General features: G+C 48.0%; 27 protein-coding genes and 1 pseudogene. 17 read left to right on the top strand and 11 right to left on the bottom strand.

Annotation, left to right across the window (positions count from 1 at the left end; all coding sequences use genetic code 11):
- Positions 1 to 215 precede the first annotated feature (215 nt).
- Positions 216 to 913, top strand: a protein-coding gene (locus C1P89_RS06805) for an IS1-like element IS1A family transposase (RefSeq protein WP_094096600.1) whose coding sequence is annotated in 2 segments (ribosomal slippage) — positions 216 to 465 and positions 465 to 913 — 699 coding nt in all. Because the reading frame shifts where the segments join, the coding sequence is not laid out codon by codon here.
- A 147-nt stretch (positions 914 to 1,060) separates the two neighbouring features.
- On the opposite strand, the gene C1P89_RS06800 is transcribed toward C1P89_RS06805, so the two are convergent.
- The 5 genes from C1P89_RS06800 to C1P89_RS06780 form a co-directional block, all read right to left on the bottom strand.
- Positions 1,061 to 1,426, bottom strand: a complete 366-nt coding sequence (locus tag C1P89_RS06800) for a hypothetical protein (RefSeq protein WP_024174355.1) — start codon at positions 1,424 to 1,426, stop codon at positions 1,061 to 1,063.
- Positions 1,427 to 1,437: 11 nt separating this feature from the next.
- Positions 1,438 to 1,590, bottom strand: coding sequence for a DUF1391 family protein (locus C1P89_RS06795; RefSeq protein WP_000379558.1), 153 nt, complete (start codon positions 1,588 to 1,590; stop codon positions 1,438 to 1,440).
- A 279-nt stretch (positions 1,591 to 1,869) separates the two neighbouring features.
- Positions 1,870 to 2,160 (bottom strand): type II toxin-antitoxin system RelE/ParE family toxin, encoded by a 291-nt coding sequence (locus C1P89_RS06790; protein WP_014334020.1) that lies wholly within the window; start codon positions 2,158 to 2,160, stop codon positions 1,870 to 1,872.
- Entirely contained in the window at positions 2,160 to 2,354 is a 195-nt protein-coding gene (relB, locus tag C1P89_RS06785; protein ID WP_005142544.1) for a type II toxin-antitoxin system RelB family antitoxin, read from the bottom strand. The genes C1P89_RS06790 and relB overlap by 1 nt, the downstream gene beginning before the upstream one ends.
- Positions 2,355 to 2,373: 19 nt before the next feature.
- Positions 2,374 to 2,859 carry a helix-turn-helix domain-containing protein gene (locus tag C1P89_RS06780; RefSeq protein ID WP_053002468.1) on the bottom strand — a complete coding sequence of 162 codons (486 nt, stop codon included), beginning with the start codon at positions 2,857 to 2,859 and terminating at the stop codon, positions 2,374 to 2,376.
- Positions 2,860 to 2,985: 126 nt separating this feature from the next.
- Here C1P89_RS06780 and C1P89_RS06775 point away from each other — a divergent pair, with 126 nt between their 5' ends.
- The 9 genes from C1P89_RS06775 to C1P89_RS06735 all read left to right on the top strand — a co-directional run bounded on the left by C1P89_RS06775 (position 2,986) and on the right by C1P89_RS06735 (position 10,285).
- The gene (locus C1P89_RS06775) at positions 2,986 to 3,249 is read left to right on the top strand and encodes a helix-turn-helix domain-containing protein (protein WP_001048456.1); all 264 of its coding nucleotides are present in this window, start codon (positions 2,986 to 2,988) and stop codon (positions 3,247 to 3,249) included.
- Positions 3,246 to 3,671 carry a toxin YdaT family protein gene (locus C1P89_RS06770; protein ID WP_000693826.1) on the top strand — a complete coding sequence of 142 codons (426 nt, stop codon included), beginning with the start codon at positions 3,246 to 3,248 and terminating at the stop codon, positions 3,669 to 3,671. The genes C1P89_RS06775 and C1P89_RS06770 overlap by 4 nt, the downstream gene beginning before the upstream one ends.
- Before the next feature lie 71 nt (positions 3,672 to 3,742).
- Positions 3,743 to 4,807: a hypothetical protein gene (locus tag C1P89_RS06765; protein ID WP_001262380.1), complete on the top strand. Its 1,065-nt coding sequence runs from the start codon at positions 3,743 to 3,745 to the stop codon at positions 4,805 to 4,807.
- Between the two features lie 6 nt (positions 4,808 to 4,813).
- Complete coding sequence (locus C1P89_RS06760; RefSeq protein ID WP_000788740.1) at positions 4,814 to 5,560, top strand: ATP-binding protein; 747 nt, start codon at positions 4,814 to 4,816, stop codon at positions 5,558 to 5,560.
- A 21-nt stretch (positions 5,561 to 5,581) separates the two neighbouring features.
- Positions 5,582 to 6,307: a DUF1627 domain-containing protein gene (locus C1P89_RS06755; protein WP_000450631.1), complete on the top strand. Its 726-nt coding sequence runs from the start codon at positions 5,582 to 5,584 to the stop codon at positions 6,305 to 6,307.
- 15 nt (positions 6,308 to 6,322) lie between these two features.
- Positions 6,323 to 6,745: a DUF977 family protein gene (locus tag C1P89_RS06750; RefSeq protein ID WP_001151171.1), complete on the top strand. Its 423-nt coding sequence runs from the start codon at positions 6,323 to 6,325 to the stop codon at positions 6,743 to 6,745.
- 57 nt (positions 6,746 to 6,802) lie between these two features.
- Positions 6,803 to 7,159, top strand: coding sequence for a hypothetical protein (locus C1P89_RS06745; RefSeq protein ID WP_005140877.1), 357 nt, complete (start codon positions 6,803 to 6,805; stop codon positions 7,157 to 7,159).
- 214 nt (positions 7,160 to 7,373) lie between these two features.
- Positions 7,374 to 9,206, top strand: coding sequence for an HsdM family class I SAM-dependent methyltransferase (locus tag C1P89_RS06740; RefSeq protein ID WP_000113426.1), 1,833 nt, complete (start codon positions 7,374 to 7,376; stop codon positions 9,204 to 9,206).
- Positions 9,203 to 10,285, top strand: a complete 1,083-nt coding sequence (locus C1P89_RS06735) for a BsuBI/PstI family type II restriction endonuclease (protein ID WP_001053102.1) — start codon at positions 9,203 to 9,205, stop codon at positions 10,283 to 10,285. Before C1P89_RS06740 ends, C1P89_RS06735 begins: the two co-directional genes overlap by 4 nt.
- A gap of 40 nt (positions 10,286 to 10,325) precedes the next feature.
- Here C1P89_RS06735 and C1P89_RS26340 read toward each other — a convergent pair.
- Positions 10,326 to 10,436: pseudogene (locus tag C1P89_RS26340) on the bottom strand (type II toxin-antitoxin system RelE/ParE family toxin); the annotation flags it as partial.
- Positions 10,437 to 10,492: 56 nt separating this feature from the next.
- Between C1P89_RS26340 and C1P89_RS06730 the strand changes: the two are divergent.
- Positions 10,493 to 11,190, top strand: a protein-coding gene (locus C1P89_RS06730; protein ID WP_094096600.1) for an IS1-like element IS1A family transposase whose coding sequence is annotated in 2 segments (ribosomal slippage) — positions 10,493 to 10,742 and positions 10,742 to 11,190 — 699 coding nt in all. Because the reading frame shifts where the segments join, the coding sequence is not laid out codon by codon here.
- 63 nt (positions 11,191 to 11,253) lie between these two features.
- The gene (locus C1P89_RS06725) at positions 11,254 to 12,714 is read left to right on the top strand and encodes a mannitol dehydrogenase family protein (RefSeq protein WP_000527756.1); all 1,461 of its coding nucleotides are present in this window, start codon (positions 11,254 to 11,256) and stop codon (positions 12,712 to 12,714) included.
- A gap of 35 nt (positions 12,715 to 12,749) precedes the next feature.
- Here C1P89_RS06725 and ydfZ read toward each other — a convergent pair whose 3' ends face one another.
- The 3 genes from ydfZ to ydfG form a co-directional block, all read right to left on the bottom strand.
- Positions 12,750 to 12,953 (bottom strand): putative selenium delivery protein YdfZ, encoded by a 204-nt coding sequence (ydfZ, locus tag C1P89_RS06720; RefSeq protein WP_000214712.1) that lies wholly within the window; start codon positions 12,951 to 12,953, stop codon positions 12,750 to 12,752.
- Positions 12,954 to 13,129: 176 nt separating this feature from the next.
- Entirely contained in the window at positions 13,130 to 13,816 is a 687-nt protein-coding gene (gene rspR / locus C1P89_RS06715; protein WP_000215549.1) for a DNA-binding transcriptional regulator rspR, read from the bottom strand.
- Between the two features lie 88 nt (positions 13,817 to 13,904).
- Positions 13,905 to 14,651, bottom strand: a complete 747-nt coding sequence (ydfG, locus tag C1P89_RS06710) for a bifunctional NADP-dependent 3-hydroxy acid dehydrogenase/3-hydroxypropionate dehydrogenase YdfG (RefSeq protein WP_000636571.1) — start codon at positions 14,649 to 14,651, stop codon at positions 13,905 to 13,907.
- A 136-nt stretch (positions 14,652 to 14,787) separates the two neighbouring features.
- Between ydfG and dcp the strand changes: the two genes are divergently transcribed.
- The gene (dcp, locus tag C1P89_RS06705; protein WP_151350958.1) at positions 14,788 to 16,833 is read left to right on the top strand and encodes a peptidyl-dipeptidase Dcp; all 2,046 of its coding nucleotides are present in this window, start codon (positions 14,788 to 14,790) and stop codon (positions 16,831 to 16,833) included.
- 44 nt (positions 16,834 to 16,877) lie between these two features.
- Here dcp and C1P89_RS06700 read toward each other — a convergent pair whose 3' ends face one another.
- A complete protein-coding gene (locus tag C1P89_RS06700; RefSeq protein WP_001024558.1) occupies positions 16,878 to 17,396 on the bottom strand; it encodes a 2-oxo-tetronate isomerase in 519 nt (172 codons plus the stop codon).
- Between the two features lie 275 nt (positions 17,397 to 17,671).
- Between C1P89_RS06700 and ydeI the strand changes: the two genes are divergently transcribed.
- Entirely contained in the window at positions 17,672 to 18,064 is a 393-nt protein-coding gene (ydeI, locus tag C1P89_RS06695) for a YdeI family stress tolerance OB fold protein (RefSeq protein ID WP_000671981.1), read from the top strand.
- A 254-nt stretch (positions 18,065 to 18,318) separates the two neighbouring features.
- Positions 18,319 to 19,209, top strand: coding sequence for a diguanylate cyclase DgcZ (gene dgcZ / locus C1P89_RS06690; RefSeq protein ID WP_000592822.1), 891 nt, complete (start codon positions 18,319 to 18,321; stop codon positions 19,207 to 19,209).
- 114 nt (positions 19,210 to 19,323) lie between these two features.
- Here dgcZ and mgtT read toward each other — a convergent pair whose 3' ends face one another.
- The gene (gene mgtT / locus C1P89_RS25870) at positions 19,324 to 19,428 is read right to left on the bottom strand and encodes a protein MgtT (RefSeq protein WP_211180496.1); all 105 of its coding nucleotides are present in this window, start codon (positions 19,426 to 19,428) and stop codon (positions 19,324 to 19,326) included.
- Between the two features lie 54 nt (positions 19,429 to 19,482).
- On the opposite strand from mgtT, the gene C1P89_RS06685 reads away from it, so the two are divergent.
- Positions 19,483 to 20,180 (top strand): IS1-like element IS1A family transposase gene (locus C1P89_RS06685; protein WP_094096600.1). Its coding sequence is split into 2 segments (ribosomal slippage): positions 19,483 to 19,732 and positions 19,732 to 20,180, totalling 699 coding nucleotides; the frame shifts between segments, so codons are not numbered across the junction.
- Positions 20,181 to 20,240: 60 nt separating this feature from the next.
- Positions 20,241 to 21,680 carry a 6-phospho-beta-glucosidase gene (locus C1P89_RS06680; RefSeq protein WP_000012618.1) on the top strand — a complete coding sequence of 480 codons (1,440 nt, stop codon included), beginning with the start codon at positions 20,241 to 20,243 and terminating at the stop codon, positions 21,678 to 21,680.
- Positions 21,681 to 21,698: the final 18 nt, after the last annotated feature.

The following is a 21,698-nucleotide window of genomic DNA, read 5'->3' as shown; positions in this document are numbered from 1 at the left end:
AGGAATAACTCCGCCATACTTACCGCCGCGTCATTTCGCGTTGTGTGCCTGCTTTTAACCACGTCAGGCGAGGTGGTATCCTTCTTATCCCGAATAACCAAGAAGGAAATCTATATGACTAAAGAAGAATTTGTCTCTTATATTTTTGATAAAACGGTTGGGTGATGCTGCCAACTTACTGATTTAGTGTATGATGGTGTTTTTGAGGTGCTCCAGTGGCTTCTGTTTCTATCAGCTGTCCCTCCTGTTCAGCTACTGACGGGGTGGTGCGTAACGGCAAAAGCACTGCCGGACATCAGCGCTATCTCTGCTCTCACTGCCGTAAAACATGGCAACTGCAGTTCACTTACACCGCTTCTCAACCCGGTACGCACCAGAAAATCATTGATATGGCCATGAATGGCGTTGGATGCCGGGCAACTGCACGCATTATGGGCGTTGGCCTCAACACGATTTTACGTCACTTAAAAAACTCAGGCCGCAGTCGGTAACCTCGCGCATACAGCCGGGCAGTGACGTCATCGTCTGCGCGGAAATGGACGAACAGTGGGGCTATGTCGGGGCTAAATCGCGCCAGCGCTGGCTGTTTTACGCGTATGACAGTCTCCGGAAGACGGTTGTTGCGCACGTATTCGGTGAACGCACTATGGCGACGCTGGGGCGTCTTATGAGCCTGCTGTCACCCTTTGACGTGGTGATATGGATGACGGATGGCTGGCCGCTGTATGAATCCCGCCTGAAGGGAAAGCTGCACGTAATCAGCAAGCGATATACGCAGCGAATTGAGCGGCATAACCTGAATCTGAGGCAGCACCTGGCACGGCTGGGACGGAAGTCGCTGTCGTTCTCAAAATCGGTGGAGCTGCATGACAAAGTCATCGGGCATTATCTGAACATAAAACACTATCAATAAGTTGGAGTCATTACCAAACGGTTGAAATGTATGCCGCTACTTACGGGTCCTGTAATCCTCTGAATAAACCAGAGGGAAAAGATGATTTCGACAAAATTTACCGCTTCTTGGAGGACCGCTATATCAAAAGCTTAGAGGACGCAGGGATCAAATCCCCAGTGAAGTCACCATTGTCCTGAGAACTTGCAGAACGTCATGATCATAACTTCCATCCAAACCGCGACGGCGAATTGCTTCTCGTATTACCGGAAGCAGTTCGCTGGAAATCTCGGTGCATATTTCACCTGATAATACGCTTGGCTCAAGTGAGAATATTGGTGAACTTACGGTCTTGGTCTCGACAGTTTCAGAGTCAGTGCCAACATTATAAAGCTCAACGAAAGCGGTCTTGATTTTCCGGGCCAGATCTTTTGCTGGCTCGCTTGCAATATCTTTCCCGATTTCTCGCAGCACAGAATGCAATGTATGAGCTGCTGTTTTCTGTACATCAGACGGTAAATCTTTAAATTCCATCGTCAGCCTCATCAGTCAGTGTTTCTGGCTAACCAGCAACGCGCGCCAGATTCGGTTTTAAACGTTTTGCTTTTGGTATACGTCATGGCGGTAAACGTTCCATCCTGGTTAGGGAACACGCCGCACACCAGAGATTCGTTGTTGCCAAGATCGATAGTATCCATGCTGACCTCATTTCCCCTTAACGCCGGGGTGGCGGAACAAAAAACCTGCTGCATAGTTAAAGATTGAACCCTGCCGTCATGTTCTTACGCCTCGGGCTGGCTACTTAACCCCTGACCACTGTCTGGTAACTCGAAGTATTGCCCTGCATTCTGTGGGGCGGGGTGGGTTGACGCCTGAAACAATAGCATCATTATTTTTTTTGATGTAAATAGCATCGCTATTGTTTTTTGTTGGGGCAAGAAAAAACCACCCTAAGGTGGTTCTGTCGGCGGGAATAATTAACTGTTTTTGCCTGGATACTGTCTTCGAGAATGCACAATATTTACTACTTCTATGCTTGATGCTGTTACTCGGTAAAGGATGATGTAGTTAGGATGAGTTACAATTTCACGAAGACCAAGAACTCGCTCGCTTGGAGGATACAGGTAAGGATGCTCTGTGAGCGGCAAAACGGATGTTTCAATTCGAATTTTCATTCTGCGTGCTGCCGCGGGATTTTCTTTAGCTATGTAGGCTACGATCTGGCGCAAATCATCACGAGCAGATGGTAGCCATAAAACGGGTAACATTATTCACCTCTGTGAGTTGCAGCAGCAATTTGGGCAATAATTTGTTCCATTTCCGCCATTACCTCATCATGCGGAATCGCCGGGCGGGGATCCGCGAGGCTTGCTGCTACTTTGGCCCGCAGCCATTCGTTGTAACTATTTTCTTGCTCAACTGTCTCAAATTCTGAAACCATTGGGGAAAGGACTGTACTCATTTTACATATCTCCTCTGATTTAGGCGCGACGGCCTTTTTGTGCAGCTAACCACCGCGCAACCGTACGATCCATTGATTCTTTTTTATCTTTCATCTCCTGAAGCATGTGTTCTTGATCTTCTTTCGGAAAAGCTCTGAACGTATGGATTAAATCTCGTTCCATCGGCTCTACGGCAAACGGTAGTTCATCCTCTGTTTGTTCTGTGTCTGCTGGTAATGCGACTATGTTATCTTGCTGTGGTTCTCGACAATACATCCTTGCAATTTGCAGCAAATCTACCATGTCTGGCCTGATTGACTCAGGGGGAACTTTCAGTAAGCCAGCAAACTTTAGAACAGCCTCAAGGTTTAGTGGGGTTTGACCATTTAGGTAGTGACTTACCGCCCCTTGTGTTGAAAACCCCATAATTTCCGCCGCACGTTCCTGAGTCAATCCCAACTGAGATTTCTTTGCCATCCAGATTTCTTTCAGTCTTCTGGCGGCGTTGAGGTCGGTGTCTGACAATGATTTTCTTTTCATACATCCAATTCTAATAAGATTGCTAATCACTTTGAAATAGCATCACTATTTACTTTTAAAAATAACAGTGCTATTAATTATGCATTGGTAACACATCACATAGGGCGGATTATGAATCTTGGAGAATATTTGCATCATTTTCATATAACCCAGAGTTCATTTGCTGAGATTGTTGGCGCATCCCAAGGGATGGTCAGCCACGTTATAACGGGGCGTGCAAAACTTACAGGAGAAAAAATATTACGTTGGTGTGAAGCAACGGGATGGGTGGTGACCCCACATGAGATTGACAGTAAAACCTACCCCAACCCAACTGACGGCTTGCCTGCTGAGTTTCAGGCTAACACACAACCATCGGCGGGGGTTGATTCATGAAAATCAAGCATGAACACATCCGCATGGCGATGAAAGCCTGGGCGCATCCGGACGGTGAAAAAGTTCCGGCAGCTGAAATAACCAGGGTTTATTTCGAACTGGGAATGACGTTTCCGGTTCTGCATAACGACAGCAAGCACAACACGCTTTATCTCAACACCCAAAAGATTTTCCGTTGGCTGGATAAAGACACCCCTGACGCTGTTGAAAAAATTCAGGCGTTGTTACCTGCGATCGAAAGGGCAATGCCACCTCCGCTGGTGGCTCGAATGCGCAGCCACAGTTCAGCTTATTTTCGGGAACTGGTGGAGACGCATGAACGACTGGTGAGAGACGCTGATGATTTTGTCGCAGTGGCAATCGCCGGTTTCAATCAGATGAACCGTGGTGGCCCGGCAGGAAATGCTGTGGCAGTACATTGACTGACAATAGCCATATCGAATCGCTCCCGGCAACTCGTGAGTAAAAAGATTCGGTATCAGAAGAGGTGAGTATGGCTAACGCCTGGCTCAGATTATGGCATGACATGCCAAATGACCCTAAGTGGCGAACAATTGCCAGGGTGTCAGGGCAGCCAATTGCAACAGTGATGGCAGTGTATATCCACCTCCTGGTGAGCGCGTCACGAAATGTCACGCGAGGTCACATTGATGTCACGACAGAAGATTTGGCAAGTGCGCTCGACGTGACAGAAGAGGTAATTGATTCAATTTTGCAGACGATGCAGGGGCGGGTACTTGATGGTGATTTAATCACTGGATGGGAAAAACGCCAGGTGCTTAAAGAGGACAACGGCAATATTTCGCAAACCGCAAAATCTCCTGCAGAGCGCAAGAGGGCGCAGCGAGAGAGGGAAAGAAAGCGGGAACAAAATGGCGATTGTCACGGCGCGTCACGAAATGTCACGCACATGTCACGACGAGTCACGACAGATACAGATAAAGATACAGATAAAGAAGATCAAAACACTATGGTCCATGGCGTAAAAAACGCCACGAACCAGGCAGGGGATGTTCAGACCGTCAATCCTGGTCAGCCAGCAGGCTCGACACCGGAAGCCGATTCAGCGTATGCGCTGAAAGCCGATTCGGGCGCTGTGCAGCAGGTGATGACCGCAAGGCCGGAGCAATCACTCCAACTGCAGCAGCCTGAAGCCGATTCCGCCATTCAGCGGGAAGCCGATCGGGTAGCCCCGGAAAACACCGGGCAGCCTGTGGGACGAGTGGATTATCCGGATGTGTTCGAACAGGTCTGGCGGGAATACCCGTTGCGTGCCGGGGCAAACCCGAAGAAATCCGCATTCAGTGCCTGGAAGGCCAGATTGCGCGAGGGGGTGCCACCAGAGACCATGCTGGATGGTGTGAGGCGTTACGCGAGATACCTGGCGGCGACCGGGAAAGCGGGAACGGAATTTGTTCAGCGAGCGACGACGTTTTTTGGGCCGGACCGGAATTTTGAAAACCCCTGGTTGCTCCCGGTAAGCGGCACGAACAACCAGCGTTGTGTGAATCATATTTCTGAACCGGATACCGAAATTCCGCCGGGATTCAGGGGGTGATGTGGCATGAAAAACATTGCGGCAGCCGGGGTTCTTGAACGTATTCACAGACTTGCACCACAGGGGGCGGTTCCACCGTACCGGACGGTGGAGGAGTGGCGGGAATGGCAACTTGCTGAAGGACGAAAACGCAGCGAGGAGATTAACCGCCAGAATCGCCAGTTGCGGGTGGAAAAAATCCTGAATCGTTCGGGCATCCAGCCTCTGCACAGCAAATGCTCGTTTGCGAATTATCAGGTGCAGAACGACGGGCAAAAATACGCGCTGAGCCAGGCCAAATCCATAGCTGACGAACTGATGACCGGGTGCACGAATTTTGTGTTCAGCGGTAAAACCGGCACCGGGAAAAATCACCTTGCAGCGGCGATGGGTAACCGGCTGATGGCGAAGGGGCGCAGCGTGATTATCGTCACCGAGTCTGATGTCATGAGCGTGTTGCATGACAGCTACGACAACGGCAAATCCGGTGAAAAATTTTTACAGGAGCTTTGCGGGGTTGATTTGCTGGTCCTGGATGAAATAGGCATTCAGCGGGAGACGAAAAACGAGCAGGTGGTATTGCACCAGATAATTGATCGCCGGACAGCATCACTGTGCAGTGTCGGGATGTTAACAAACCTGAATCATGCCGCAATGAGCACGCTTCTTGGTGAGAGGATTATGGACCGCATGACCATGAACGGTTGTCGGTGGGTGACGTTTAACTGGGATAGCTGGCGTTCAAATGTCAGCTTTCCGGGAGTTGTGAAGTAATTTTTGTTGGAGGATGTTTTAATGGAAACTGTATTTGACGCACTGAAAGCACTGAAAAGAGCCTCTTCACATGTGGTGGCGTCCCGCCTTGGAATCAGCCGTGAAGATGCGGTCAACGAACTGTGGAAACTGAAGCGCCGTGGTGAAGCGGATAACAAGGGTTCGATGTGGTGGCTGATTCAGGCTGGTGAAAGTGAACCAGTGTCACCGGTACCGAAAGTGACAGCGCAAATGCTGACTGAGGCGATTGAACAACATGGCCCACAAACGGCGGATGAGCTGGCACTGATGTTCGGGATTACCTCCCGCCGGGCGAATTCATCGCTGGCCATGGCAATCAGCAAAGGGCGTCTGATTCGCGTGAATCAGGGCGGTAAATTTCGGTACTGCATACCGGGCGCTGATTTACCGGCAGAGCCGAAAGCCGCATCCATAGCGGAAACGGATGGTAAAGTCTTTCCTCAGCCAGCAGGTGTTGCGTTACCGGTACAGGAAGCTGCAACACAGGAAGAAATTAAAACAGAAACTGTGGCGGACATTGTGCAGTCGTTGCCATCGTTCACCGAAACGCAAGCGGATGACCTGGTTTTACCATCGCTGCATATGGCAAACCGCGAACTGCGTCGGGCGAAAAGTCATGTCCAGAAGTGGGAGCGTGTCTGCGCCGCGTTGCGGGAGCTGAACAAGCACCGGGATATTGTTCGACAGATTGTCGATTCCTCCGGTCGTATTGTGTCGGAAAAGTGATTGCCGGGGGCGCTTATGGCAAAAGTATTTACACAGGAAGAGCGGGAAAAAATTAAGGGGCAGGTTGTTGAACTCGTACGCCAGAGTGGGCGCGAGACGTTACGACAACTGGAAGCTAAAACCGGGGCGACAAGATATTTAATAAGCGTTCTCGCCAGAGAGCTGGTTGCCAGTGGGGATGTATACAACTCTGGCTACGGGTTATTCCCGTCTGAACAGGCTCGTAAGGACTGGCAAAACGCCCGCAAAAAACTCTCGAGGGCAAAGCTGAAGAAACCATCTGTGGTTGATCCGGACCTTATCTGGTCATTACCAGACGGAGAAATACGCCGCTACGACAGACATCAGAACATAATCTGTCGCGAGTGCCGGAAGAGTGAAGTTATGCAGCGTGTACCGGCTTTCTATCAGGGTGATTTTCAGGAGGCGGTACTGTGAGTGAAATTAGCTATCAGGCTTCAATTACCGCTGGCATTCGCATCAAAGGAGAGGAGCATGGAAATAAAACCAGAAGATGAGTTAAGCAATATTGTTTTATTTCCGGTAAAAGAGGATAACCCTCGTAATCAGGTTAATTTTCTTTATGAGCCATCGGAAAGACCATATTGCCATCACGCTTCTGTCCGGGTTGACGAAAAAGAGCGTCAGGTCCGCTGTAAAATTTGCGGTGCAGTTGTGGAGCCATTTGACTGGATGCTCTCTGTGGCGAAAAGAGAAACCAGACTGGCAGATGATGTAAGGCTCTTGCGCCAGGAGGAGCGGGAAAGGCGAAAAAATATAGAAAAGCTAATCCAGATTGAGCGTAATGCGAAAGCGCGGATACGCAGGGTGACAAAATATAGCCCCGAATAATCAAGGTTATTTCTGGAAGTCAAGTCGTGAGTGATGAGGACTAACAAATACGGTGAACTCGATAAAGAGATTCAGGACGAACTGGAGGCCAGGAATGATTGACAAATCACCAAGTGAGTTCAGCTACAAAGATTTATTGTCATAACGGGTTATGAGATCGACTTGGTGCGTGATATTCTTCGGGCCAGTTTGCTATGCGCCACCATGAGATGTTATGGCCCGCATGTTTGATACATTAGGATTTTACATTATGAATGTGCAACATTTTGATTTTTTTACAGATAATGAGTTTTCTAATCTGGAAAGATATCAAACTTGTAAAGCCATGGCCAAAGGTTATGCGGGCAATTACAAAACCGGGCAGTCAAGGTTGATGCATGCCCGCTCATACTGCTTCAGCATCGTAGCTGCATATTGGGATACCCTTGCAAAAAAGCAAAAAAGCAGCATTAAAATGAGGGCAGTACCGCACACTGTTTACATAGAAGACATTCCATGTGATGCACGCGAGCTCGCTGAACGAACAGGTGAGCTTATTGCTCAATTTCCGGCGGAGGACGCTGGATATCTGATTGGGTCAATTTATACGGTAATGCTGCCATCCGCTTACCGTTCGGAATTGGGGGCTTACTATACCCCCCCACCTTTGGTAGCGCGTCTCTTGGACCTGGCTGAAAAGTCTGGTGTTGATTTTTCTCATGCATCGGTTATTGATCCTGCGTGTGGTGGCGGTGCATTTTTGGCACCAGTAGCCATTCGAATGTTAAAAAAAGACAAGGGGTCTTCCCCTGAATGGATGTTGAGGAGAATCAGTCGTCGTTTAAAGGGGATAGAAATCGATCCATTTGCGGCTTGGATGAGTTTGGTATTGCTCGAATCTGTACTAATGCCACTATGTGTAAAGGTAAAACGTAGATTGCCTGAAGATACAATTATTGTTGCTGATGCGCTTCAGCAAGATAAATTTTCTGGTTATGATCTTGTGGTAGGGAATCCGCCTTACGGACGTGTCACTCTCGATATTAAAACGAGAGAAAAATATTCTCGTTCGTTATTTGGTCATGCAAATCTATATGGATTGTTCACCGACTTAGCTGTTCGCATGGTTAAAGAGAAAACAGGAGTTATTGCATTTCTTACGCCAACTTCTTTTCTTGGTGGGCAGTATTTCACCGCGCTGCGAACCCTTTTGACCGAAAAAACTACTCCGTATGCCCTTGATTTCGTCACTGACAGGGATGGGGTCTTTGACGATGTTCTCCAGGAAACAATGTTGACAGCATTCAAGGCGGGAGAACATAAAGTTCGGGCCCAGGTATCCTCACTTGTCCCTAAGGGGTTGAACAAAGCAAAAATTGAGAAAATAGGTAATGTTGATATAGAAAAAGGTGGAGCAACGTGGCTTTTGCCACGCGTTAAAGATGATGCCTGTTTTCTTAATGTATTAAAACAGATGTCTACGCGTTTAGCTGATCTGGGATACTCAGTCTCTACAGGTCAGTTAGTCTGGAATCGATTTAAGTCGCAGTTGCGTACGACGAAAGGAAAAAATAGCTACCCATTAGTCTGGGCGGAATCAATAACTTCAGCTGGTTTTCGTTTTAGTGCAGACAGAAAAAATCATGTTCCCTATATCGATATAACCCCACAACAGGGTTTCCTTGTGACAAAATCTGAATGTGTGCTTGTTCAGCGGACAACATCGAAGGAACAGGACAGAAGGATTTTAGCGGCAATTTTACCTCAGGGATTTATAGATGAAACTGGTGGCGTAGTAGTTGAAAACCATATTAATATTGTATATTCAAACGGATTGTTCTCTGCGGTTCGCCCTGATGTTATTGATATGCTACTTAATTCGCATGTTGTCGATCGGGCGTTCAGGTGTATAAGCGGAAGTGTTGCTGTTTCGGCCTATGAATTGAATTCAATCCCGTTGCCTTCTCTGGAGCAGGTGATGGAGATTCAATCGTTAATTGATGCTGGCGTCCACAGACGGATTATTGAGAGAACTATCGCTGGTTTCTATGGAGTGATGATTGCATGAATCTGCCTGTTGTTCCCCCATTGAATGTTATCCGGGAAAGATTACAATTAATTTTCCCTGAAGGGACTGAGAATCGTGGATATTTAATTCGGGAAATAGCTGCAAAAACAATTTTTGTCATGTTTTATGCTGGTGCGGTTGAGGGGCTGGGGCGATGGATAAGGCCCAGCCAGGTTGTAAGTATGGGAGATTCGCAGGCTGCTCTTACTGATGATGCGTCCAGAGAAAGCTGGGTAAAGATGACTTTCTCTAAACAAAAGATAAGGCCTGCTGATGCATGGTATGCGGAAAATACGCGTGAGCCAATACGTGATGAAACTATAAAAAATGGCCTAATACCTTGCAATGCAATTGTTGAGCGTAAAGGTATACCCACCACATCCTCTCGTCCTCGTTACAGTTTGAATCGCTCTTTTGCAGCACTCTTTGATGCCGGGCTTGAAGGAGATTCGCTGCTGAGTGCAATAAGTTCCTGGCAAGAAAATCATTTGAACAAAGCCGCTCTTGCTAGGTTGCGTTTATTGAAATCAGGGGCAGTGATTGCTGCTGATGCCGTAGTCGTCACTTTCCCAAATGGAGAGAAGAGAACTTTAGCTCCGGGCCCGTCAAGTACAATAGCTAAGGCCGTCATCGAAGTTTTTGCTCCTAATTTTCTTAAGAATCCAACTGTGCTCTGGTTGTCTGAATCCGGGAATAAAGTTGTTGCTCAGGATGATGTATTGGCAAAAGCATTGGGGCTGAATATTGATGCCTCAAAAGCACTTCCAGATATTATTTTGATTGATTTGGGAGAGGACCGAACGGGTTCGGACATGCTTGTAGTTTTCACTGAAGTAGTTGCGACAGATGGGCCTATAAACAGGGAACGAAAAGTTACTCTCACTCATTTGGCTATTGACGCTGGGTTCAGCGAGAAAAATCTTGCATTCCTTACGGCATTTATGGACAGAAGTGCTCTGCCTTTTAAAAAGGCAATACCAGAATTGGCGTGGGGATCTTATGCATGGTTTGCTTCTGAACCGGAGCACTTAATTGATCTTCGGGATGGTTATCCGGTAAAGATCAGCCAGAGAAAATGACCAAAGTTTGATATCCGCCACGCCCTGAAGGATGGGGGTTTTACGGTGCACTGGATAAAAAATCGGTTTCATAGATTTGCCCACCGTGGTATACGCCTGCGATAAAAACTTTATTGTCATCAACGGCAAAAGCAATAATTGTTCTGTGGCGGGGTGATGCTGCCAACTTACTGATTTAGTGTATGATGGTGTTTTTGAGGTGCTCCAGTGGCTTCTGTTTCTATCAGCTGTCCCTCCTGTTCAGCTACTGACGGGGTGGTGCGTAACGGCAAAAGCACTGCCGGACATCAGCGCTATCTCTGCTCTCACTGCCGTAAAACATGGCAACTGCAGTTCACTTACACCGCTTCTCAACCCGGTACGCACCAGAAAATCATTGATATGGCCATGAATGGCGTTGGATGCCGGGCAACAGCACGCATTATGGGCGTTGGCCTCAACACGATTTTACGTCACTTAAAAAACTCAGGCCGCAGTCGGTAACCTCGCGCATACAGCCGGGCAGTGACGTCATCGTCTGCGCGGAAATGGACGAACAGTGGGGCTATGTCGGGGCTAAATCGCGCCAGCGCTGGCTGTTTTACGCGTATGACAGTCTCCGGAAGACGGTTGTTGCGCACGTATTCGGTGAACGCACTATGGCGACGCTGGGGCGTCTTATGAGCCTGCTGTCACCCTTTGACGTGGTGATATGGATGACGGATGGCTGGCCGCTGTATGAATCCCGCCTGAAGGGAAAGCTGCACGTAATCAGCAAGCGATATACGCAGCGAATTGAGCGGCATAACCTGAATCTGAGGCAGCACCTGGCACGGCTGGGACGGAAGTCGCTGTCGTTCTCAAAATCGGTGGAGCTGCATGACAAAGTCATCGGGCATTATCTGAACATAAAACACTATCAATAAGTTGGAGTCATTACCCATATAACAAAACATATAGCTTGCCATATTTATATTTAAGGAATTGTTATGGGAAATAATTTGTTATCAGCAAAAGCGACACTCCCTGTTTATGATCGTAATAACCTGGCCCCAAGAATTATTCATTTAGGCTTTGGTGCATTTCACCGTGCGCATCAGGGCGTGTATGCCGATATTCTTGCTACAGAACATTTCAGTGACTGGGGATATTATGAGGTCAACTTAATCGGCGGCGAACAGCAAATTGCCGATTTACAACAGCAAGATAATCTTTATACCGTTGCGGAAATGTCGGCCGATGCGTGGACGGCTCGCGTCGTTGGCGTCGTTAAGAAAGCCTTGCACGTACAGATGGATGGCTTAGAAACCGTGTTGGCTGCGATGTGTGAACCGCAAATCGCGATTGTCTCTCTGACAATCACCGAAAAAGGGTATTTCCACTCTCCGGCGACCGGACAGTTAATGCTCGATCACCCGATGGTCGCTGCCGACGTGCAAAATCCCCACCAGCCGAAAACAGCAACAGGGGTGATTGTTGAGGCGCTGGCCCGCCGTAAAGCGGCAGGACTTCCCGCATTTACCGTCATGTCATGTGACAACATGCCAGAAAACGGTCATGTTATGCGTGACGTTGTCACTTCATACGCGAAAGCTGTTGATGTAAAACTGGCACAATGGATCGAAGATAACGTGACTTTCCCATCAACAATGGTGGACCGTATTGTGCCCGCAGTGACAGAGGATACGCTGGCGAAAATCGAACAACTTACCGGTGTGGGCGATCCTGCGGGCGTTGCCTGTGAACCTTTCCGCCAGTGGGTAATAGAAGATAACTTTGTTGCCGGACGTCCAGAATGGGAAAAAGCGGGAGCCGAACTGGTTAGTGATGTGCTGCCTTATGAAGAGATGAAGTTGCGCATGCTCAACGGCAGTCATTCATTCCTGGCGTATTTGGGTTATCTTGCTGGATATCAGCACATTAATGACTGCATGGAAGATGAACATTATCGTTATGCGGCGTATGGCTTGATGTTGCAGGAACAAGCGCCGACGCTGAAAGTGCAGGGCGTTGATTTGCAAGATTACGCTAACCGATTAATTGAACGCTATAGCAACCCGGCGTTACGTCATCGAACCTGGCAGATTGCGATGGATGGCAGCCAGAAATTGCCACAGCGGATGTTGGATTCTGTTCGCTGGCATCTGGCGCATGACAGCAAGTTCGATCTGCTGGCACTGGGCGTCGCGGGTTGGATGCGTTATGTCGGTGGTGTTGATGAACAGGGAAATCCGATTGAAATCAGTGACCCACTGTTACCTGTTATTCAGAAGGCTGTACAAAGTAGTGCTGAAGGGAAAGCGCGCGTCCAGTCATTGCTGGCGATTAAGGCGATCTTTGGTGATGATTTGCCAGACAATAGTTTGTTTACTGCAAAAGTGACGGAAGCGTACTTGTCTTTATTAGCGCATGGCGCGAAAGCGACCGTGGCGAAATATTCCGTGAAGTAAAAAAAGCAATGCCGCCATCGGCGGCATTCACACGCTTAGTTCATGCCGAGACGAATCAGGTCCAGAGGTGCCAGTTTCTCTTCACAACCTTCAACAACTACGGTTTTTCCGCGGCGGATTTGCTCAGCGGTCAGACCTTCAGTATCAATCGACAGGATCTTGCCAGTGTGACCGGTGCCGCTAACCATAACACGGCTGCCAGTGGTGATTGCGTTACGGTTACGATCGTAGGTCGTCATAGGTATTTTCTCCTTTCTGATTTACAGTCGAAGCCCACGTAACGGGCGCAATATAAATACTCCTGTCGAGTGAAATATTTTTTGTTTTTGATCAAGCTCACATCTTTTTTGATACATGCATGAGCCATAAGGCGGGGGAAAAGACTCTCACCCCGGATGGGATGAGAGGAAATGAATTACTCTTCGCTAAACCAGTCGCTATTTTCCTGGCGGATCTGGCGCACGGATTCGCTGATTTCCTGCAAATGTTGCGTCATTGCACGTTCTACCGCATCGCCATCACGTTTTTGCAGGGCAGAGAAAATATCAAGATGCTGGCGTAACAGCATTTCTGGTGGAGAAACGTGGTCGAAACTCATATAGCGCACGCGATCAACGGTCGCTTTCAGGTTCTCAATGGTATCCCACGCCAGTTGACAGTCGGCAATCTGCGTCAGGAGTTGATGGAAGTTGTCATCAAGTTCAAAAAAATCATCCAGTTGCTTGCGCTCAATGGCAATGCGTTGCTGGTGAAGATTTTGTTCCAGTTGGTAGCACTGGCTTTCGGTAATCATGCTCGCCGCCCGACGCGCCACCGCGCACTCAATGGCCTGACGGATAAAACTGCCATTGCGCACCTGGGCCATGGAAATTTTGTTGACGTAGCTGCCACGCTGCGGACGAATTTGAATCAGGCCGTTTTCCGCCAGTTTAATAAAGGCTTCACGAACCGGCTGGCGTGACACATTGAAACGAACAGAAACTTCTTTTTCCGACAACGGTGTGCCTGGTGCAATCAGGCAATGGACAATGTCGCGACGAAGAATACGATAAATTTGCTGATTGACAGGCTGTGTGGGATTAAGTTGCGTTTCGACGGTCATTCGTTCTTGCTTGTGAGTGAGTTAACTGCATGAGTCTACCACTTTTTTGTGACAAGCAATAACCCGGCAGTTACGCCGGGTATAAAAATTACTGACGGTGGACATTCAGTCCGGCATAGCTTTGGGTAACCGGCATCATTTCCAGGGTATTGATATTGACGTGAGCAGGCAGCGTTGACACCCACCAGACGGCTTCGCTGACATCTTCTGGCGTCAATGCAACGGTATTTTGATAGGTTTTTTCCGCTTTACCGTCATCGCCTTTAAAGCGGACATTGGAAAACTCGGTGCCACCCACCAGACCCGGTTCGATGTCGGTGACGCGCACCGCCGTACCATGCAGGTCCGTACGCAGATTCAGGCTAAACTGACGAACAAACGCTTTCGTCGCACCGTAAACGTTACCACCGGCATACGGCCAGCTACCTGCCGTTGAGCCAATGTTAATAATATGACCATGATTACGTTCAACCATACCCGGTAAGACGGCGCGCGTCATATATACCAGGCCTTTGTTGTTGGTATCAATCATCGTTTCCCAGTCTTCAACGCTGGCTTTATGCGCAGGCTCCATGCCCAACGCCAGGCCGGCATTATTTACCAGGATATCAATATTGCACCACTCGGCAGGAAGCGATGCCAGCATCTCTTCAATAGCGGCGCGGTTGCGAACGTCCAGTTGGGCGATATACAGATTATCTCCCAGTTCGTCTTTTAACTCCTGCAACCGCTCCTGGCGACGGCCAGTGGCGATAACTTTATGCCCTTGTTGAATAAAACGACGAGTAATGCATTCACCAAAACCTGCCGTTGCTCCAGTTACTAAAACGATCATCTCACTGTTCCTCAACGCTTTTGTGTGTCAATAACATAGCACGTGATGCTTAAGAGCGGGTAATACTGGTTTGCAAGATTGCACTCCGTTATCAGTAAGCCTACGCTATGGAACATCTCGCGTTCAGGAGAAGAAAATGACAACAATGAATCCTTTCCTTGTGCAAAGCACACTACCGTATCTGGCTCCCCATTTTGATCAAATTGCCAATCATCACTATCGCCCGGCATTCGATGAGGGAATGCAGCAAAAGCGGGCAGAAATTGCTGCCATCGCGCTTAACCCGCAAACGCCTGATTTCAACAATACTATTCTGGCACTGGAACAAAGCGGAGAATTACTTACCCGCGTTACCAGCGTCTTTTTTGCGATGACTGCGGCGCATACCAATGATGAATTACAGCGTCTTGATGAACAGTTTTCCGCTGAACTGGCGGAACTGGCTAATGATATCTATCTGAACGGTGAATTATTCGCGCGGGTAGATGCTGTCTGGCAGCGCCGTGAATCCCTGGGGCTTGATAGTGAATCCATCCGCCTGGTGGAGGTGATTCATCAACGTTTTGTCCTTGCCGGAGCCAAACTTGCGCAAGCTGATAAAGCAAAATTAAAAGTACTGAATACAGAAGCTGCGACCCTGACCAGCCAGTTTAACCAGCGATTACTGGCAGCTTATAAATCCGGCGGTCTGGTTGTGAACGATATCGCGCAGCTGGCAGGAATGAGTGAGCAAGAGATTGCGCTGGCGGCAGAGGCGGCTCGCGAGAAAGGTCTGGATAACAAATGGCTGATTCCGCTGCTGAATACCACCCAACAACCGGCGCTTGCCGAAATGCGCGATCGTGCGACGCGTGAAAAACTGTTTATTGCGGGCTGGACGCGAGCGGAAAAAAATGATGGCAATGATACCCGCGCTATCATTCAACGTCTGGTAGAGATTCGCGCACAGCAGGCGAAACTGCTTGGTTTTCCTCATTATGCCGCATGGAAAATCGCCGATCAGATGGCAAAAACGCCAGAAGCAGCACTCAACTTTATGCGGGAAATTGTTCCAGCGGCGCGTCAACGTGCGAGCGATGAATTAGCCTCCATACAGGCGGTTATCGATAAGCAGCAGGGCGGGTTTAGCGCGCAGCCGTGGGACTGGGCATTTTATGCGGAACAGGTACGGCGGGAGAAATTTGATCTTGATGAAGCGCAGCTCAAGCCATATTTTGAATTAAACACGGTGTTGAATGAAGGTGTATTCTGGACCGCGAATCAGCTCTTCGGTATTAAGTTTGTCGAACGTTTTGATATTCCTGTCTACCATCCTGACGTTCGGGTGTGGGAAATTTTTGATCATAATGGCGTGGGGCTGGCGTTATTTTACGGTGATTTCTTCGCCCGTGATTCAAAAAGCGGCGGTGCATGGATGGGCAATTTTGTTGAGCAATCAACGCTTAATGAAACGCATCCGGTAATTTATAACGTCTGCAATTATCAGAAACCCGCTGCCGGTGAGCCTGCGTTGTTACTCTGGGATGATGTAATAACCTTATTCCATGAATTTGGTCATACGCTGCACGGCCTTTTTGCCCGCCAGCGTTATGCCACGCTTTCCGGCACCAACACGCCGCGTGATTTTGTCGAATTTCCGTCGCAAATCAACGAACACTGGGCAACGCATCCGCAGGTATTCGCTCGCTACGCCCGGCATTATCAGAGCGGGGCAGCAATGCCTGACGAACTGCAACAGAAAATGCGTAATGCCAGCCTGTTCAACAAAGGGTATGAGATGAGCGAACTGCTTAGCGCCGCACTTCTCGATATGCGCTGGCATTGCCTGGAAGAAAACGAAGCAATGCAGGATGTCGATGATTTTGAATTGCGGGCGCTGGTGGCGGAAAATATGGATCTTCCTGCTATACCGCCACGCTATCGCAGCAGTTATTTCGCCCATATTTTTGGTGGCGGATATGCTGCAGGTTATTACGCTTATCTGTGGACGCAAATGTTGGCCGATGATGGTTACCAGTGGTTTGTTGAGCAGGGCGGATTAACGCGTGAAAATGGGCAGCGTTTTCGCGAGGCGATCCTTTCCAGAGGTAACAGCGAAGATCTGGAACGCCTGCATCGACAATGGCGCGGTAAGGCTCCTCAGATTATGCCGATGCTGCAACATCGTGGCTTGAACATATAAACACCACCAATGGCTGGCCTGGGGATATCGCCAGGCCAGCCTGGTTATAGCAGTAATTGCAGCAGCTGGGCGAGGGCAAACCTCACCGCTAAAGCTAATACCGTTTCGCAGTCGCCAGCAAAATGCATAACCGCAGTGTAGTTCTGGCCTTTAATATGCCACGCGAACCAGACGGTACCCGCTGGCGTACCATCTTCACCGCCCTCCGGTCCGCCGTAGCCGGTAATGGCAATACTGACATCAGCATCCGCACGCTCTATGGCACCTGTTGCCATTTCTGCTGCCACTTTCTCACTCACCGCAGAATATCGTTCAAGAGACTGCTGGCTTACGCTGAGGATTTTCATCTTTGCCTGATCGGTGAAAGTAACAAAGCCTGCACCGTAAAATTTGGGTGTATCTTCAGCTGCACACAGGGCGCTAGCCAACTTACCGCCGGTGCATGATTCGGCGGTAGTTAAGCGTAATTGATCCGCGATAAGTCTTTGACTCAACGCGGATGTCAGGTTTTCAATAGTGTCGGTATCTGCGAGTTGTACAATTTTATCTTTATTAATGTTCACTGTTTTTTGTCCACGCTATTATATGTAAAGGTGATTTGCTTTTTCTGTATGCTCGTCCAATATAATAATTTTCAAACATATAAATCCGATTATTCTGAAAACATGTTTAAGACTCTTCAATCTTCTTAACTTTAGTGAGTCAAATTCTCTGAATATTTGACAGCTAGTGGGCTGATTTTAAATGCCTTATAACAATTGGCAGTATTCTTATTTGGCAATTATAAAAATAGCAACCAGACTTAATAAGTCAAACCAAACGCAATTAAGGAGTTAGTATGAAATTTCAGTCCATTGTATTAGCAAGTTTTCTTGTCATGCCTTATGCGTTGGCAGATGACCAGGGCGGTTTAAAACAGGATGCAGCGCCACCGCCGCCTCATGCAATAGAAGATGGCTATCGCGGAACCGATGATGCAAAAAAAATGACCGTTGATTTCGCAAAAAACATGCACGATGGCGCTTCGGTTTCACTACGCGGTAATTTGATTTCTCACAAAGGAGAGGACCGTTACGTTTTTCGCGATAAGAGCGGTGAAATTAATGTTGTTATTCCTGCGGCCGTCTTTGATGGACGAGAAGTTCAGCCGGACCAGATGATCAACATTAGCGGCAGTCTGGATAAGAAAAGCGCGCCGGCCGTCGTTCGGGTCACTCATTTGCAGAAATAAAAATAAATTAGCCTGATGGCCTGAACTACTGGGCCATTAGGGTATTGGGTTATGCTATTTGTCATCCTTTTATTTACGATAATGCAGAGGTGATTTACAGAATTAAACACTTTTTTATCCGCTGATTTTGTTTTAAATCACAATGTTATCTCAGAGATGACTCATAACTTCGGATTTCTATGAAAATATTGACGTAATTTTGCTTTTCTCTCGTTAGAATAGCGCGCACAAGGAACTGTGAAAAAGGAGTGGCAATGATCAAGAAGACAACGGAAATTGATGCCATCTTGTTAAATCTCAATAAGGCTATCGATGCCCACTACCAGTGGCTGGTGAGTATGTTTCACAGCGTGGTCGCGAGAGATGCCAGTAAGCCAGAAATAACGGATAACCATTCTTATGGACTGTGCCAGTTTGGTCGGTGGATTGATCATCTGGGGCCACTCGATAACGATGAATTACCTTACGTTCGGCTAATGGATTCTGCCCATCAACATATGCATAACTGTGGTCGGGAATTAATGCTGGCTATTGTTGAAAATCACTGGCAGGACGCGCATTTCGACGCCTTTCAGGAGGGGTTGCTTTCTTTTACTGCGGCATTAACCGATTACAAAATTTATTTGCTGACGATCCGTAGCAATATGGATGTTTTGACGGGATTGCCGGGGCGTCGGGTTCTTGATGAATCCTTTGATCATCAGTTACGCAACACTGATCCTCTGAATCTTTATTTAATGTTGTTGGATATTGACCGATTTAAATTGGTTAATGATACCTACGGGCATTTAATCGGCGATGTAGTATTACGCACCCTGGCAACTTACTTAGCCAGTTGGACGCGTGATTACGAAACGGTTTATCGCTACGGGGGCGAAGAATTTATCATTATTGTTAAAGCGGCTAATGATGAAGAAGCATGTCGTGCAGGTGTCAGAATTTGCCAGTTAGTCGATAACCATGCCATCACACATTCTGAAGGGCATATCAACATTACCGTGACAGCAGGTGTGAGTCGCGCATTTCCTGAAGAGCCTCTGGATGTGGTCATTGGAAGAGCAGACCGGGCAATGTATGAGGGTAAGCAAACCGGAAGAAATCGCTGCATGTTTATTGACGAACAAAATGTGATTAACCGAGTTTAAGCTCCGTTTAACATTCATTGAGAAAACTGATGCTACTGTGTCAACGATCCGTTATCAGTGCAGGAAAATGCCTGTTAGCGTAAAAGCAAAACACAAATCTATCCATGCAAGCATTCACCGCCGGTTTACTGGCGGTTTTTTTTCGCCGTCATAAAAATCAGGCCCCTTGTACACAACTGTAACAAGGGGCCGGTTAGGTGAGGGATTATCTCCGTTCAGGTGATGCTGCCAACTTACTGATTTAGTGTATGATGGTGTTTTTGAGGTGCTCCAGTGGCTTCTGTTTCTATCAGCTGTCCCTCCTGTTCAGCTACTGACGGGGTGGTGCGTAACGGCAAAAGCACTGCCGGACATCAGCGCTATCTCTGCTCTCACTGCCGTAAAACATGGCAACTGCAGTTCACTTACACCGCTTCTCAACCCGGTACGCACCAGAAAATCATTGATATGGCCATGAATGGCGTTGGATGCCGGGCAACAGCACGCATTATGGGCGTTGGCCTCAACACGATTTTACGTCACTTAAAAAACTCAGGCCGCAGTCGGTAACCTCGCGCATACAGCCGGGCAGTGACGTCATCGTCTGCGCGGAAATGGACGAACAGTGGGGCTATGTCGGGGCTAAATCGCGCCAGCGCTGGCTGTTTTACGCGTATGACAGTCTCCGGAAGACGGTTGTTGCGCACGTATTCGGTGAACGCACTATGGCGACGCTGGGGCGTCTTATGAGCCTGCTGTCACCCTTTGACGTGGTGATATGGATGACGGATGGCTGGCCGCTGTATGAATCCCGCCTGAAGGGAAAGCTGCACGTAATCAGCAAGCGATATACGCAGCGAATTGAGCGGCATAACCTGAATCTGAGGCAGCACCTGGCACGGCTGGGACGGAAGTCGCTGTCGTTCTCAAAATCGGTGGAGCTGCATGACAAAGTCATCGGGCATTATCTGAACATAAAACACTATCAATAAGTTGGAGTCATTACCCAGGCGGAAGTCTGGTGGTAATCTATTTTAGTTAAGGAGTTGTGTATGTCAGGATTTAAAAAAGGTTTTTTATGGGGTGGCGCGGTAGCCGCGCATCAGTTGGAAGGTGGCTGGAATGAAGGAGGAAAAGGCATCAGTATCGCTGATGTGATGACTGCTGGCGCTCACGGGGTGCCGCGTGAAGTGACAGAAGGCGTTATCGACGGGCTTAATTATCCCAATCATGAAGCAATTGATTTTTATCATCGCTATAAAACAGATATTCAGTTATTTGCCGAGATGGGATTCAAATGCTTTCGAACTTCCATTGCCTGGACACGAATCTTTCCGCAAGGTGACGAACAGGAGCCGAATGAAGAGGGTTTACAATTTTATGATGATCTGTTCGATGAATGCCTGAAGCAAGGAATGGAACCTGTGGTGACGCTTTCGCATTTTGAGATGCCTTATCATCTGGTGACAAAATATGGTGGCTGGCGAAACCGTAAGCTGATCGACTTTTTTATCCGCTTCGCATCAACGGTCTTCACGCGCTATAAAGAAAAAGTAAAGTACTGGATGACGTTTAACGAAATCAATAATCAGGTGAATTTCAGCGAAAGCCTGTGTCCATTTACTAATTCCGGTATCTTGTATTCGCCAGAGGAAGATATCAATGAGCGCGAACAAATAATGTACCAGGCGGTACATTACGAGTTAGTTGCCAGTGCCCTGGCGGTACAGACTGGAAAATCGATCAATCCTGAATTTAACATTGGCTGTATGATCGCCATGTGCCCCATCTATCCTCTGACGTGTGCACCCAACGATATGATGATGGCCACGAAAGCGATGCATCGTCGTTACTGGTTTACTGATGTTCATGCTCGTGGATATTATCCGCAACATATGCTGAATTACTTTGCCAGGAAAGGATTCAACCTCGATATCACACCAGAAGATAACGCGATTCTTGCCAGTGGATGTGTCGACTTTATCGGTTTTAGCTACTACATGTCTTTTACGACACAATTTTCTCCCGATAACCCGCAACTGGATTATGTTGAACCACGAGATTTGGTCAGCAACCCTTATATCGATACATCCGAATGGGGATGGCAAATTGATCCGGCAGGGCTACGTTATTCACTCAACTGGTTCTGGGATCATTTCCAGTTGCCGCTGTTTATTGTCGAAAATGGATTTGGTGCGGTTGACCAGAGACAAGCTGACGGCACGGTGAACGATCACTATCGCATTGATTACTTTGCTTCCCATATTCGGGAAATGAAAAAAGCCGTAGTTGAAGATGGTGTTGACTTAATTGGCTACACCCCGTGGGGCTGCATTGACCTGGTTTCTGCCGGAACAGGGGAAATGAAAAAGCGCTACGGAATGATTTATGTCGATAAAGACAACGAAGGGAAGGGAACGCTGGAACGGATACGTAAAGCGTCGTTTTACTGGTATCGGGATCTCATCGCCAACAATGGCGAAAATATTTGAGACTTGAGGAAGATATTA

Origin of the sequence: Shigella sonnei, assembly GCF_002950395.1 — a bacterium.
Taxonomy (GTDB): domain Bacteria; phylum Pseudomonadota; class Gammaproteobacteria; order Enterobacterales; family Enterobacteriaceae; genus ECMA0423.
The sequence above is the reverse complement of the archived record's forward strand: the minus strand, read 5'-3'. Positions and strand labels throughout refer to the sequence as shown.

What these genes read in the sequence shown, in the direction of transcription:
- C1P89_RS06745 (WP_005140877.1), top strand. Translation starts at nt 6,803, where the DNA reads ATGGAAATAAAACCAGAAGATGAGTTAAGCAATATTGTTTTATTTCCG.
- C1P89_RS06740 (WP_000113426.1), top strand. Translation starts at nt 7,374, where the DNA reads ATGGCCCGCATGTTTGATACATTAGGATTTTACATTATGAATGTGCAA.
- C1P89_RS06755 (WP_000450631.1), top strand. Translation starts at nt 5,582, where the DNA reads ATGGAAACTGTATTTGACGCACTGAAAGCACTGAAAAGAGCCTCTTCA.
- C1P89_RS06800 (WP_024174355.1), bottom strand. Translation starts at nt 1,426, where the DNA reads ATGGAATTTAAAGATTTACCGTCTGATGTACAGAAAACAGCAGCTCAT.
- C1P89_RS06735 (WP_001053102.1), top strand. Translation starts at nt 9,203, where the DNA reads ATGAATCTGCCTGTTGTTCCCCCATTGAATGTTATCCGGGAAAGATTA.
- C1P89_RS06770 (WP_000693826.1), top strand. Translation starts at nt 3,246, where the DNA reads ATGAAAATCAAGCATGAACACATCCGCATGGCGATGAAAGCCTGGGCG.
- C1P89_RS06795 (WP_000379558.1), bottom strand. Translation starts at nt 1,590, where the DNA reads ATGGATACTATCGATCTTGGCAACAACGAATCTCTGGTGTGCGGCGTG.
- dcp (WP_151350958.1), top strand. Translation starts at nt 14,788, where the DNA reads ATGACAACAATGAATCCTTTCCTTGTGCAAAGCACACTACCGTATCTG.
- C1P89_RS06790 (WP_014334020.1), bottom strand. Translation starts at nt 2,160, where the DNA reads ATGTTACCCGTTTTATGGCTACCATCTGCTCGTGATGATTTGCGCCAG.
- ydfZ (WP_000214712.1), bottom strand. Translation starts at nt 12,953, where the DNA reads ATGACGACCTACGATCGTAACCGTAACGCAATCACCACTGGCAGCCGT.
- ydfG (WP_000636571.1), bottom strand. Translation starts at nt 14,651, where the DNA reads ATGATCGTTTTAGTAACTGGAGCAACGGCAGGTTTTGGTGAATGCATT.
- C1P89_RS06760 (WP_000788740.1), top strand. Translation starts at nt 4,814, where the DNA reads ATGAAAAACATTGCGGCAGCCGGGGTTCTTGAACGTATTCACAGACTT.
- rspR (WP_000215549.1), bottom strand. Translation starts at nt 13,816, where the DNA reads ATGACCGTCGAAACGCAACTTAATCCCACACAGCCTGTCAATCAGCAA.
- dgcZ (WP_000592822.1), top strand. Translation starts at nt 18,319, where the DNA reads ATGATCAAGAAGACAACGGAAATTGATGCCATCTTGTTAAATCTCAAT.
- C1P89_RS06725 (WP_000527756.1), top strand. Translation starts at nt 11,254, where the DNA reads ATGGGAAATAATTTGTTATCAGCAAAAGCGACACTCCCTGTTTATGAT.
- ydeI (WP_000671981.1), top strand. Translation starts at nt 17,672, where the DNA reads ATGAAATTTCAGTCCATTGTATTAGCAAGTTTTCTTGTCATGCCTTAT.
- C1P89_RS06680 (WP_000012618.1), top strand. Translation starts at nt 20,241, where the DNA reads ATGTCAGGATTTAAAAAAGGTTTTTTATGGGGTGGCGCGGTAGCCGCG.
- C1P89_RS06765 (WP_001262380.1), top strand. Translation starts at nt 3,743, where the DNA reads ATGGCTAACGCCTGGCTCAGATTATGGCATGACATGCCAAATGACCCT.
- relB (WP_005142544.1), bottom strand. Translation starts at nt 2,354, where the DNA reads ATGAGTACAGTCCTTTCCCCAATGGTTTCAGAATTTGAGACAGTTGAG.
- C1P89_RS06775 (WP_001048456.1), top strand. Translation starts at nt 2,986, where the DNA reads ATGAATCTTGGAGAATATTTGCATCATTTTCATATAACCCAGAGTTCA.
- C1P89_RS06750 (WP_001151171.1), top strand. Translation starts at nt 6,323, where the DNA reads ATGGCAAAAGTATTTACACAGGAAGAGCGGGAAAAAATTAAGGGGCAG.